General features: G+C 39.9%; 13 protein-coding genes. 5 read left to right on the top strand and 8 right to left on the bottom strand.

Going from position 1 to position 11,863, the window contains the following annotated elements; genetic code table 11:
- Window positions 1-126: 126 nt before the first annotated feature.
- Complete coding sequence (locus AC1W6K_RS09295) at window positions 127-1,602, top strand: Do family serine endopeptidase (RefSeq protein WP_481719941.1); 1,476 nt, start codon at window positions 127-129, stop codon at window positions 1,600-1,602.
- Between the two features lie 135 nt (window positions 1,603-1,737).
- Here the strand turns inward: AC1W6K_RS09295 and AC1W6K_RS09290 are convergent, their stop codons facing one another.
- Window positions 1,738-2,721 (bottom strand): pyruvate dehydrogenase complex E1 component subunit beta, encoded by a 984-nt coding sequence (locus AC1W6K_RS09290; protein WP_395783922.1) that lies wholly within the window; start codon window positions 2,719-2,721, stop codon window positions 1,738-1,740.
- Between the two features lie 143 nt (window positions 2,722-2,864).
- Between AC1W6K_RS09290 and aroB the strand changes: the two genes are divergently transcribed.
- A complete protein-coding gene (gene aroB / locus AC1W6K_RS09285; RefSeq protein ID WP_481947274.1) occupies window positions 2,865-3,893 on the top strand; it encodes a 3-dehydroquinate synthase in 1,029 nt (342 codons plus the stop codon).
- Here aroB and gatC read toward each other — a convergent pair whose 3' ends face one another.
- Genes gatC through AC1W6K_RS09265 form a run of 4 tightly spaced genes read right to left on the bottom strand, consistent with a single transcriptional unit; the run spans window position 3,894 to window position 6,239 of the window.
- Entirely contained in the window at window positions 3,894-4,181 is a 288-nt protein-coding gene (gene gatC, locus AC1W6K_RS09280) for an Asp-tRNA(Asn)/Glu-tRNA(Gln) amidotransferase subunit GatC (protein WP_481947273.1), read from the bottom strand.
- Window positions 4,162-4,356, bottom strand: a complete 195-nt coding sequence (locus AC1W6K_RS09275; protein ID WP_481719948.1) for a hypothetical protein — start codon at window positions 4,354-4,356, stop codon at window positions 4,162-4,164. The genes gatC and AC1W6K_RS09275 overlap by 20 nt, the downstream gene beginning before the upstream one ends.
- Window positions 4,353-5,861, bottom strand: a complete 1,509-nt coding sequence (gene gltX, locus AC1W6K_RS09270; RefSeq protein WP_481947272.1) for a glutamate--tRNA ligase — start codon at window positions 5,859-5,861, stop codon at window positions 4,353-4,355. Before gltX ends, AC1W6K_RS09275 begins: the two co-directional genes overlap by 4 nt.
- A gap of 3 nt (window positions 5,862-5,864) precedes the next feature.
- Window positions 5,865-6,239, bottom strand: coding sequence for a Rid family detoxifying hydrolase (locus AC1W6K_RS09265; RefSeq protein WP_481947271.1), 375 nt, complete (start codon window positions 6,237-6,239; stop codon window positions 5,865-5,867).
- Window positions 6,240-6,308: 69 nt separating this feature from the next.
- Here AC1W6K_RS09265 and AC1W6K_RS09260 point away from each other — a divergent pair, with 69 nt between their 5' ends.
- On the top strand, window positions 6,309-7,205 hold the full coding sequence (locus AC1W6K_RS09260) for a DMT family transporter (protein WP_481947270.1): 897 nt from the start codon (window positions 6,309-6,311) through the stop codon (window positions 7,203-7,205).
- Between the two features lie 84 nt (window positions 7,206-7,289).
- Here AC1W6K_RS09260 and AC1W6K_RS09255 read toward each other — a convergent pair whose 3' ends face one another.
- Window positions 7,290-8,384: a chorismate mutase gene (locus AC1W6K_RS09255; RefSeq protein ID WP_481947269.1), complete on the bottom strand. Its 1,095-nt coding sequence runs from the start codon at window positions 8,382-8,384 to the stop codon at window positions 7,290-7,292.
- 112 nt (window positions 8,385-8,496) lie between these two features.
- Between AC1W6K_RS09255 and AC1W6K_RS09250 the strand changes: the two genes are divergently transcribed.
- Window positions 8,497-9,696 carry a proline dehydrogenase family protein gene (locus tag AC1W6K_RS09250; RefSeq protein ID WP_481947268.1) on the top strand — a complete coding sequence of 400 codons (1,200 nt, stop codon included), beginning with the start codon at window positions 8,497-8,499 and terminating at the stop codon, window positions 9,694-9,696.
- Window positions 9,696-10,277: a lipoprotein signal peptidase gene (locus AC1W6K_RS09245; RefSeq protein ID WP_481947267.1), complete on the top strand. Its 582-nt coding sequence runs from the start codon at window positions 9,696-9,698 to the stop codon at window positions 10,275-10,277. The genes AC1W6K_RS09250 and AC1W6K_RS09245 overlap by 1 nt, the downstream gene beginning before the upstream one ends.
- 240 nt (window positions 10,278-10,517) lie before the next feature.
- Here AC1W6K_RS09245 and AC1W6K_RS09240 read toward each other — a convergent pair whose 3' ends face one another.
- Both AC1W6K_RS09240 and AC1W6K_RS09235 read right to left on the bottom strand, forming a co-directional pair.
- Window positions 10,518-11,111 carry an OmpH/Skp family outer membrane protein gene (locus AC1W6K_RS09240; RefSeq protein ID WP_481947266.1) on the bottom strand — a complete coding sequence of 198 codons (594 nt, stop codon included), beginning with the start codon at window positions 11,109-11,111 and terminating at the stop codon, window positions 10,518-10,520.
- 61 nt (window positions 11,112-11,172) lie between these two features.
- Window positions 11,173-11,712: an OmpH/Skp family outer membrane protein gene (locus AC1W6K_RS09235; RefSeq protein ID WP_481719964.1), complete on the bottom strand. Its 540-nt coding sequence runs from the start codon at window positions 11,710-11,712 to the stop codon at window positions 11,173-11,175.
- Between the last annotated feature and the right edge of the window lie 151 nt (window positions 11,713-11,863).

The raw sequence follows: 11,863 nt of genomic DNA, 5'->3' as shown, positions 1-11,863 counted from the left end.
GCAACAAAAATAGCCATTTCCATTGGCAAATAAAATTTTCTACAAATTCTTAAAACTTGTTAATAAGTCAATAAGCAATTCATTTTTACGTTAAATTCGTAACAAATAAAAAAACAAAAAATGGAAATGAAAAATCAGTTAAAATCCTATGTAGTCATAGCCTTATTATCTAGTGGAGCCACACTAGGGGCCTATCAATTATTCGATTTAGGTTCGTCAGCTTCTATAAGCAATGCGCCATCAGCCTTTACAAGTAATATTTCAAGTATAAATGCACCAGGAAACCCTGGAGAGTTCACCTATGCAGCTGAAAAAACAACGCCTGCTGTCGTGCACATTAAAACTAAAATGCAACAACGATCACGCCAGCCATCTAACCCATTTGAAGAATTATTTGGCGGATATGGAGATCCATTTGGAGGTGGTGGTCGCCGCCAATCACCTCAGCCACAAGAAGCATCGGGTTCAGGAGTAATCATAAGTTCAGATGGATATATTGTCACAAACAATCACGTAGTAGCTGAATCTTCTGAAATCACGGTCATGTTGAATGACAAACGCGAATTTAAAGCTAAGGTTATCTCGACAGATCCATCATCTGATTTGGCAGTAATTCAAATTAAGGCAACTGGCTTGCCGTTTTTGAATTTTGGCGATTCTGACAATGTAAAAGTAGGCGAATGGGTACTTGCCGTAGGAAATCCATTCAATTTAGAGTCAACAGTAACGGCAGGAATTATATCAGCTAAAGGCCGTCAAAATATCATCGATCGCGATGGCGACGGAGCCTCAAACCCATTAGAATCCTTTATTCAAACAGATGCGGCCGTAAATCCTGGTAATTCCGGTGGAGCTTTAGTTAATCTGAAAGGGGAATTGATAGGAATAAATACAGCCATTTATTCCCGAACAGGCCAGTTTGCCGGTTATTCATTTGCTGTCCCTGTAAGCATTGTCAAAAAAGTTTCAGGAGATCTTATTAAATATGGCAACGTACAACGTGGGTTCCTTGGCGTAAGTATTTCAGAGGTCAACGCTAAATTAGTAGACGAAAAAGATCTTAAAATATCCACGGGAATTTACGTAGGTGGCTTTTCAGAGAATTCCGCAGCCAAGGATGCCGGTGTGAAAATTAACGATGTCATTACCAAAGTGGAAGGAATAGAGACAAAGACAACGTCGAAATTAATGGAAATTGTAAGTAGCAAGCGTCCGGGTGAGGCTGTGCGTGTCACAGTTAACCGTGATGGCCAAACAAAGGAATTTACTGTAATGCTTAAAAACAAGGACGGTAATACGTCCATTCTAAAAGGCGAATCTAGTGAATCCTATAAATCAGAATTCTTAGGAGCTAAATTTGGCCCGATTACCAATGCCGATAAAGAGAAATTTAATGTCAGTTCAGGCGTAAAGGTTGTTGATGTTTTACCAGATGGCCGCCTCGAAATGTATGGCCTGTCAAAAGGTTCAATTATCACCAAAATAAACGATAAGGTTGTAACTAATCCAAAGGAAGCCGCTGAATTACTAGAGGCACGCAAGGGGAGAACAAAACTTGAAGGTGTGGATGTCGATGGATCCCGGTTTATCTATGTACTATAGTCGCTAGTCGTCAGTCACTAGTCAACAATTGCTAGTCACTGATGTTTATTTAAAAATCTAAAGCCCTACTTGGATTTCCAAGTAGGGCTTTTAATTTAACTAAATGACTGACGACTAGCGACTGACTACTGTTGACTACTTCCGATATGTTACCGTTTTTACGGCTGCAATCGTACGCTCAACACTTGGTAAAATCTCATCGATCAACGTAGGTGCATAAGGTAAAGGCAAATCTCGTGAGTTAACACGCACAACTGGAGCATCTAAATAATCGAAGGCCCAGCGTTGCAAATGGTAGGTGATTTCAGAAGAAATAGCTGCCAATGGATTTGCTTCTTCAACTACCACACAGCGATTCGTTTTCTTGACAGATTCAACAACAGTTGCATAGTCAATAGGACGAACAGTTCGTAAATCAATCACTTCAACACTAAATCCTTGTTTTTCCAATTCTTCTACCGCAGGCATAACCACGCGTGAAAGCATTTTTCCAAATGTTACGATCGTAACGTCTTTTCCTTCCTTCACAATAGAAGCTTTACCTATTGGGATTAAATATTCACCATCTGGAACAAAACCCTTGTCACCATACATTACTTCCGACTCCATAAAAATAACAGGATCATTGTCACGAATAGCTGATTTCATCAAACCTTTTGCATCCGCAGGATTTGAAGGAACAACTACTTTTAAACCAGGTGTATTGGCAAACCAATTTTCAAAATTAGACGAATGCTGTGAAGATAATTGACCAGCATTTCCCGTAGGACCACGAAAAACAATTGGGCATGAATATTGGCCTCCGGACATAGACATCAATTTTGCTGCTGAATTAATCACCTGATCAATCGCTACTAACGAAAAATTGAAGGTCATGAATTCAACAATCGGGCGAAGTCCATTCGCAGATGCTCCTACCGCAATTCCACCGAAACCTAATTCAGCAATCGGCGTATCAATCACGCGATCAGGACCAAATTCATCCAGCATGCCTTGAGAAACTTTATAAGCACCATTGTATTCAGCAACTTCCTCACCCATCAAAAAGACCGTATCATCACGTCTCATTTCCTCTTGCATCGCCTCACGCAAGGCTTCTCTAAATTGAATTTCTCTCATAATATGTTCTAAGTTGTGGACTTACTCAAGCGGTGACAAAATTAGGCAAGAAAAAGCATTCCACAAAACCAAAATTCAGGTTACAAATCACCCATTTTGCTAAATTCCTTGTATTTTTGAATTTAATTCGAAATTTTTCATACATGTCTGTTCAAATCGGCCCAATTTCCACATCGCTCTACCGCTATTTAGCCGAGAACTCGTATTCGCATATCGCGGTGATTGCCGACGAACATACAAACAAATATTGCTTACCCAAAATCAAATCACTACTGTCAAGTAAATTCACAAAAATCATCATAAAATCTGGTGAGGAGAATAAAACCTTACATACGTGTGAACGTATTTGGGATATCATGACCAAGTCAAATATGGACCGACACAGCTTAGTCATAAATCTAGGCGGTGGAGTCATTGGAGACATGGGAGGATTTTGCGCTGCAACATATAAAAGAGGTATCGATTTTATTCAAATCCCAACTACACTTTTAGCCCAAGTAGATGCAAGTGTTGGCGGAAAATTAGGAATCGACTTCCAAAGTTTCAAAAACCATCTAGGTGTATTCCAATTACCTAAATCGGTGCTCATAGACCCTGATTTCATTCAAACGTTACCTGAACGCCAAAAACTCTCTGGTTATGCCGAAATCATCAAACATTGTTTGATCCGTGATGAAGAAAAATGGGAAGAAATTAGCCACAAAGGTTTTGAAGACATCAACTTTGCTGACCTTATTAGCCATTCAGTAGAAATAAAGAAAGCGGTCGTTGCTGAAGATCCCAAAGAGGCAGGATTGCGCAAAATATTAAATTTTGGCCATACCCTCGGCCACGCTGTGGAAACGTATTTACTAAATTTAGGTAAACGACGAATTTTACACGGAGAAGCGATTGCTGTAGGCATGATCATGGAGGCATTTATTGCCTATCATCGTAGCTTAATTAGTCAAGAGGAACTTGGGTCGATTGAGATTTATCTTTTTGAAACCTACGGTCGAGTGAAATTAACTGTAGACGAAATTCCTGCCATCATCAAATTAACGGCTCAAGACAAAAAAAACAGAGGAGGGGAAATTCGTTTTTCATTACTTACAGGTATCGGAGATTGCGGATATGACATACCGGTTTCAACATCCGAAATGAAAAAGGCAATTGCCTATTACATCGGCTAATTATTCAATTACCTGAGGAACTTTAAAATATTTCTCATTTGTATCGGGACCCAATGCCAATGCCACCTTCCGATCCAAACCTTCCTTAGCCACATCCTCCCGAAAGTGATTTAATGAAGATGTCATGTGCACCAAAGGAGCCACACCCGTAGTATCTACGGCATTTAACGCTTCCATCCAGTCCAAAACTTTATTGATGGAATCCTGCATATCACCCACGTGCGAATCTTTCAACTCTAAACGGGCTAGATGCGCAATCTTAACTACATCATCCTTCGTTACTTTCATCTTTTTTCGACTTTCTTTTTTTATCCTCAGGCATTTCTTTATCTAAAAAGGTATTCAACTTATCTCGATTTAACGTCGTCGTTATCTGACCAAATGAATCTATATTCATTTCAAAGCCAGCCAAATCGGGATGAACTTTAGGTACTTTCGGAATGGATTGCGATTTACCTTTCATGACACAAGTTTAGGAAAAACGGACAAAGCCGCATTTATTCGTTCATTTACTTCGTCCTTTCCCCATAATTGCATGGAAATCATCAAGTCTGGACCTGCGCCATTCCCACTCAAAGCAACTCGTAACATTTGCATCACTTTACCCATTTTAATTCCAGCTTCCTCCAAGGCGACATGAATCGTATGTTTGATCCCATCGGCATCCCAAGTGGAACAGGTAGGTAATGAAGCAGCGAGCACCTGCAGCCCTTTTTGCGCTTCTAAATTCCACTTAGTAGCTAAAACAACCTCATCATACGCATGAGGTTTTTGAGAAAACTCATGCACCAATTGGCCTAATTCCTGCGGAAAAGTAACACGATCCAAAAACAATTGAACAAAGGCATCTGCATCTTTCGCTGGCAAATTAGGTAAATAGACTTGCGCTAATTCCTTACTATCCGATTGCTTTAAATATTGCTGGTTAAACCATTTCGCCTTGTTAACATCAAATTTAGCACCGGCTTTATTGATGCGCTCCAATGAAAAAGCATCAACCAACTCATCTAAACTAAACAATTCTTGTTCTGTACCCGGATTCCATCCCAAAAAAGCTAAAAAATTAAGTGTTGCCGCTGGCAAATAGCCTTCTTGCTTAAACCCTTTTGAAATAGCACTTGATTGTGGGTCGGTCCACTCCATTGGGAAAACAGGAAATCCACCTAAATCTGCATCGCGCTTTGATAATTTTCCATTCCCTTCAGGCTTTAATAATAAAGGCAAATGGGCGAATTGAGGTGCTTGCCAACCAAAAGATTGGTACAACAAAATATGTAATGGCGCGGATGGCAACCATTCTTCACCTCGAATAACATGGGTTATTTCCATGATATGATCATCCACGACATTGGCTAAATGATAGGTAGGCATTCCATCTGATTTCATTAAAACCTTATCATCCATGCTCGAGGTGTGTACATGCACCCAATCCCGAACGCTATCCTGAAATCGAATTTCGCCTTTCGCTGGAACTTTTAGCCGGATTACATAGGGAGTCTCCGAGGCCAGTAATGCGTCAACTTCGGCCTTTGAAAGAGCCAACGAATTACTCAGTTTTACCCGTGTTAGGGCATTGTACTGAAATGCAGAGCCTTTACTTTCGTAAAGTGTACGCATGGCTTCAAGCTCCTCGAATGAATCAAAAGCAATGTATGCTTTCCCCTCCCTTAATAATTGATCAGCATATTGCTTATAAAGCGCTTTGCGCTCACTTTGACGATAAGGCGAATGTGGCCCATCGGCTCCTACGCCCTCGTCAGGGCTAATTCCAAGCCAAGCTAAACTATCTAGTATATATTGTTCGGCACCAGGCACAAAACGTGCTTGATCTGTATCCTCAATACGTAAAATAAACGTACCACCTGTTTTGCGAGCGAATAAATAATTATATAAAGCTGTTCGAACACCTCCAATGTGCAAGGGTCCTGTAGGACTTGGAGCAAAGCGAACGCGAACTTTTTGAGACATGATTTATGATTTATGGGCAATACAAGAAATTTCTACACGAACATCTTTGGGTAAACGAGCTACCTCAACAGTTTCACGTGCAGGAAAATTTTCACTAAAAAACGAGCCATAAACGGCATTGATTTGAGCAAAGTGCCCCATGTCTTTCACGAAAATGGTACATTTTACGACTTCTTGATACGTATAACCTGCAGAGGCTAAGATATGACCCAAATTTTTCATCACTTGCTCCGTTTCATCCTCAATAGAAACACCTGCTTCAAACGCAGCTAATGCGATTTGACCAGATACATACAACACGCCATTTATTTCCACGGCTTGCGAGTAAGGACCTATGGCCGCTGGAGCATCAGGAGAAAAAATAATCTTTTTTGTCATACCTTTGAAATTGAGATGCAAGTTACCAAAATTTGCTCGAATCCCCGTGGGGCCTGTGACTGATTTTTCATGCAAATAGACTTTAAAAAACTACTATTTCTAAATAAGGGAATTGGCTATATGCTACTTTCTTCTTTGTGTTTTGCGCTGATGTCGGCAATCGCCAAATCCATGACCACCCGATTCGGATCTGTTGAACTCGTGTTTTTTCGCAGCGCTGTGGGCCTACCATTTTTATTAACTAGTTTATACCGTACCCCAGCCATTCAAACTGGAGGGAAATTATACTTCATCATAATGCGCGGTTTATTGGGCGCTTTTACCCTATATTGCCTATTTTTCACGTTGGAGCACCTAGACCTCTCCTTAACAAATACATATGGCCAAGCCTTCCCTCTTTTCATTGCAATCTTTAGCTTCTTTATTTTCCCCAATGAACGACTTACGACTAGACAGGTTTTGTATTTAATAATTGGCTTTTTGGGAATTCTTTTAATTTTCCAACCGGAGGCGCAAGGCCAGCTGCTCCATCATGCTACTGGGATTATTTATGCTATGGGAACGGCATTAGGCTATTTAGCAATTAAAGAAGCTCAAAAATATTATGATTCGCGCTGGGTGGTGGTATCGTTTATGGCGGCGGGATTTATTGCATCCAGTGTCTCATTGGCCTTAGGTACGTGGGGAGATTATCCCAATAGTTTTTTTACGGGAAAATGGGTGACGCCTCAAGGAGCGGAATGGGCATGGGCGTTGATTATGGGCTTATTGGCACTTGGCGTTCAATACTTCACAACACAGGCCCTTCTCAATGAAAAGACAAGTATTGCTGGTGCCGTAGGCAACAGCGCCGTATTATTTTCTATCTTGATTGAAATCATTATAGGACACGGATTCCCATCTTTCTTCGTGTGTATCGGGATGGGACTTGTGTTTTGGGGGAGCTATCAGGTAAGTAAGAGGTGAGAGGTAAGAGGTAAGAGGTAAGAGATAAGAGGTGCCCCATGTTACCTCTTATCTCTTACCTCTCACCTCTTAATTCAATATGTGTTATGCTGTTGCAGAATTCATTACTTCCGTTTGCTTACGGATTGATTCTAGGTGCACCAACTTAAACAATTCTTCTACAAATTCTGGATATAAGGCTAAGCCTTTTGCTTGGTTAGCGCGATCATTGTGCAATTGCTTCCAACGATCTAATTGCAAAACAGCTACATTATTGTCACGCTTGTATTCCCCTAATTTCTCAACGACTGACATCCGTGCTGCAAGAACCTCTAACAATTCACGGTCAATGTTATCAATCTTCTCACGAAGACTCGCTAATTCATCAGAGAAATCAGCCCCATAATTTGCATTACGAACTTCTAATTCACGCAACATCTCGCCCAATTTCTCAGGAGTTACTTGCTGCGAAGCATCAGACCAAGCAGCATCTGGATCACGGTGCGTCTCGATAATCATACCATCGTAATTCAAATCCAAAATACGTTGAGATAATTCCATCAATAACGCACGCTTACCCGCCATGTGCGAAGGATCACCTATCAATGGCATTTGCGGAAATAAACGTTTCAATTCAACAGCCATTGCCCACATGGGTGAGTTACGATATTTAGTTTCTTGTGCATTCGAAAAGCCACGGTGTATCGCACCTAACTTCTTAATTCCTGCACCTTGTAAACGCTCAAAAGCACCTACCCAAAGAGCTAAATCAGGATTTACTGGATTCTTTACCAAAACGGGTACATCCACTCCTTTTAATGCATCAGCTAAATCCTGAACATTAAATGGATTAACTGTCGTACGCGCACCAATCCACAAAACATCTACACCATATTTCAATGCCAATTCAATGTGCTCTGGAGTTGCTACTTCAATTGCAAGCGGCAAACCTGTTTCTTTCTTCGCTTCCACCAACCATTTTAAAGCAGGCTCTCCCATCCCTTCAAAACTTCCTGGACGTGTACGTGGCTTCCATACACCAGCACGCATAATGTGTGCAAAACCTTCCGCTTTGATACGGCGAGCAGTTTCTAATACTTGCTCCTCTGTTTCAGCTGAACATGGACCCGCAATAATTAACGGTTTTCCACCAGTCTGAATCCACTCCTGCATCGGTACTATGTCTAAATTGGCATTCATATTTATTGGATTAACAAGGACACGCGTCCCCTAATTTTTGTTTATTAAATTATAAATTTTCCGAAAAACGGAAGATATATTCTCTTATATTTGCACCCTACTTTTGAAATAAATGAATCAACCTTCGTATTCAAAGACCTTGAATCAATTATCATTCGAAGACACAAAAATTGCCTTCTCATCAAAATCTGATTTCAAACTCAGTAAATCCTATTGGATTTTCGCTGCTATGAATCAAATTTGGATTGTAAAGTTAGGGACTTTTTTTATCAAATTGCTCCTTTTCCTACACTTTCCCATCAAAAAACTGATTAAATCAACTCTTTTCGAACAATTTTGTGGGGGTGAAAGCATTGAAGAATGTCAAAAAATAATTACCCAACTTTACAATGGAAAAATCGGGACTATCCTGGACTACTCTGTGGAAGGTGAAGAAAGCGAAAAGTCTTTCCAAAAAACGAAAAAGGAAATCCAAGAAACAATTCGGAAGGCGCACATAGATTCCGCTATTCCATTTGCAGTCTTCAAGATGACCGGTATTTTTCAAATAGAATTATTAGAAGAATTTCAAACAGAAGCAGGTCTTGCCGAAGAAAATGAGGCCGCTTACCAGCATAGCAAAGATTTGCTGATTGATATATGCCAATTAGCCGCTGATTTACATGTAAAGTTATTTATTGATGCGGAAGAAAGTTGGATTCAAACAACGATCGATGTTTTGGCTTATGAAATGATGGAAAAGTTTAACAAAGACGAAGCCATCATATTCAATACGTACCAAATGTACCGCATAGATATGTTGGCAAACCTCACCGAAGCGATTGCTACGGCTGAAACAAAGGGATACCATTTAGGAGTCAAACTCGTACGTGGTGCCTATTTGGAAAAAGAAAGACAAAGGGCGCATGAAGATGAATATTCAGAGCCGCTACATAAAGAAAAATCGGCAACAGACCACGATTTTAATCAGGGTATGTTAGTATGCCTCCAGCACATAGATAAAGTTAATTTCTGCATTGGGACGCATAATGAAGCAAGTTGCTTGCAATTAACGGAGGCAATGCATGCGGCCGAAATTTCGAATGATCACAAACATATTTATTTTGCGCAATTATTAGGGATGTCGGACAATGTCAGTTACAACTTAGCAGCGGCAGGATACAATGTGGCTAAATATGTGCCATATGGCCCAATTGAATCAGTAATGCCGTATCTATTCCGTCGGGCAGATGAAAACAGTTCCATTGCTGGCCAAACATCCAGAGAATTTGCCCTATTACAAAAAGAAGTTCGTCGAAGAAAAACTACCTAATGAAATCTAACTACCGGTATTTTTTGCTCAGTTTGCTGATTATTTGCATAGATCAACTCATTAAAATTAGCGTCCACTTTTTTATGGAGCCAGGCTATTTTGGCCAAATAGAGCTTATCGGATCCTACGTAAAACTTCACTATACCCTGAATCCGGGTATGGCATTTGGGATGCAATTAGGGTCGGCTTATGGGAAATTGATTTTAACCTTATTTCGAATTGTAGCCATGTTTGGTATCGGTTACTTACTATACCAATTAACGGTAAAAAACAACAAGCCCTTATTTTTAACATGTGTAGCTCTCGTTTTAGGCGGAGCTGTAGGTAACTTGATTGATTCGGTATTCTATGGCGTTTGGTTTGACAATGCTCCCTTAGAATCGCCATTCCGACTGTTTCATGGTCAAGTTATTGACATGTTTTTCTTTGATTTTTGGGAAGGTATTCTCCCCTCTTGGATTCCTTTTTGGGGTGGTAGTTACTATTCGACACCCATTTTTAATTTTGCAGATGCCGCCATTTTTTGTGGAGTAGTCATTATATTACTCTTTCAAAATAAACTTCTCCAAAAAGAAGAATAAGGTAAACGGGCGACTATTCGCTGTTTTTCCATAAAGGTATCGGGAATCGACAAGAAAATCTTTCTTAAATCAGGCATTCCAGTAGTATTTATCACTGAATAAGGAAGCGAACTGAAAAATCACATTCCACATATTGAAACATTATAATTTGCGTTTTTATTTAAACAGACGCGAAGTATCGCATCTCTACAAAAAAAGCCCCGACTTTCGTCAGGGCTTTCTCAAAGATAATAACTCAACTTATTTTTTCTTGGGTGCTGCTGCTGGAGCTGGTGCTGGAGCCGCTGCCGCCGTAGCTGGCTTAGGCGTAATACCCATTTTCTTCAATACCAAATCTGAAATATTTGCTTCTGTTGGGTAGTGCAATAAAATTGGCGCTGTTCCCATACCTGCATCATAGTTAAATACATACGTAAATTGATTTTCAGTTGCCACGGCATGCATGTTCTCTTCTACTTTCTTCAATAGAGGTTGCAACAATTGTGCTTGCTTCTTTTGCAATGAAGACTGTGAGTTTTGTTGGAACTCTTGAATCGACGTTTGTAAATTTTGCAATTCTTTTTCTTTGTCCTGCTTAATGATATCGGCAGCTTTTGGATCTGCATTCAATTTTTCAAACGCAGCTAACTTATCTTGAAAATCTTTCACCTTTCCTTGATATAACGTCTCATATTGTTTTTGCGTATTTTTCAAATCTTCCTCCACTTGCTTTGCTTCTGGCATTTGACTTAGGATATAATCCGCATTAATAAATCCAATTTTAACTTGTGCTTTTGCTGGTAAAATAGCCATACCAAACACAAGGCTCATCGCTAAGAATAGTTTGTTTTTCATAAAAGTTTAATCTAGTTGTTTTTTATTTTTTTTATCTACTAACTGCGCAACGTACAAGTCGCTACTTTTTTATGTTAGGGTCTAATTCCAATCCGAGCTCCTCCAACACATAATCAGAATAATCATGTACCGGATTCGTGTAGATCATTGCTAAACCTTCACTTGCCTTATCGAAGAGAAAATCCAAGCGTTTTTGGCGCACTACACGCTCAACTGCCTTCGAAATTTCATCCAAGATGGGCTTAAATCCATTTAATTTGGCTTTGAATAATTCACCTTCCGATCCGAAAATCATATTTTGAAAATCAGTTGCCTCTTTATTTTTTAATCGAATCTGCTCTAAACGTTGCCGACGCAACTCATCTGTAAGAAGTAATTCCTCCAAATGATAGTCTTTCTCCAACTTCCGAACTTCTTCGTTTTTTAGCTCAATATCTTTCATCCAAGCCTCGGTCATTTGGTCAATTTTCACTTGAACCTTCTGATACTCTGGCATTTTAGATGTAATAAACTCCGTGTCGATATATCCAAACTTCTGCGCAAAGGTCCGTTGACCTATACATGCAAGTCCCAAAATTAAGAAAAAAATCGACTTTTTCATGCTTATCTAATTTGCTGACCAATCGAAAACGTAAATGCTTGTCGGCCAAAATCCGATTCCCCCGGACGCGGCTTATCCAACGCAAAACCATAATCGATACCAATCATACCAAAAGCAGGCATAAAAATACGCGCGCCTATACCTGTCGACT

It is taken from the genome of Aquirufa sp. (assembly GCF_964796385.1).
This window is presented reverse-complemented; position numbering and strand designations above follow the sequence as displayed.

What these genes read in the sequence shown, in the direction of transcription:
- AC1W6K_RS09240 (WP_481947266.1), bottom strand. Translation starts at nt 11,111, where the DNA reads ATGAAAAACAAACTATTCTTAGCGATGAGCCTTGTGTTTGGTATGGCT.
- AC1W6K_RS09290 (WP_395783922.1), bottom strand. Translation starts at nt 2,721, where the DNA reads ATGAGAGAAATTCAATTTAGAGAAGCCTTGCGTGAGGCGATGCAAGAG.
- AC1W6K_RS09250 (WP_481947268.1), top strand. Translation starts at nt 8,497, where the DNA reads ATGAATCAACCTTCGTATTCAAAGACCTTGAATCAATTATCATTCGAA.
- AC1W6K_RS09255 (WP_481947269.1), bottom strand. Translation starts at nt 8,384, where the DNA reads ATGAATGCCAATTTAGACATAGTACCGATGCAGGAGTGGATTCAGACT.
- AC1W6K_RS09295 (WP_481719941.1), top strand. Translation starts at nt 127, where the DNA reads ATGAAAAATCAGTTAAAATCCTATGTAGTCATAGCCTTATTATCTAGT.
- AC1W6K_RS09245 (WP_481947267.1), top strand. Translation starts at nt 9,696, where the DNA reads ATGAAATCTAACTACCGGTATTTTTTGCTCAGTTTGCTGATTATTTGC.
- gltX (WP_481947272.1), bottom strand. Translation starts at nt 5,861, where the DNA reads ATGTCTCAAAAAGTTCGCGTTCGCTTTGCTCCAAGTCCTACAGGACCC.
- aroB (WP_481947274.1), top strand. Translation starts at nt 2,865, where the DNA reads ATGTCTGTTCAAATCGGCCCAATTTCCACATCGCTCTACCGCTATTTA.
- AC1W6K_RS09265 (WP_481947271.1), bottom strand. Translation starts at nt 6,239, where the DNA reads ATGACAAAAAAGATTATTTTTTCTCCTGATGCTCCAGCGGCCATAGGT.
- AC1W6K_RS09235 (WP_481719964.1), bottom strand. Translation starts at nt 11,712, where the DNA reads ATGAAAAAGTCGATTTTTTTCTTAATTTTGGGACTTGCATGTATAGGT.
- AC1W6K_RS09260 (WP_481947270.1), top strand. Translation starts at nt 6,309, where the DNA reads ATGCAAATAGACTTTAAAAAACTACTATTTCTAAATAAGGGAATTGGC.
- AC1W6K_RS09275 (WP_481719948.1), bottom strand. Translation starts at nt 4,356, where the DNA reads ATGAAAGGTAAATCGCAATCCATTCCGAAAGTACCTAAAGTTCATCCC.
- gatC (WP_481947273.1), bottom strand. Translation starts at nt 4,181, where the DNA reads ATGAAAGTAACGAAGGATGATGTAGTTAAGATTGCGCATCTAGCCCGT.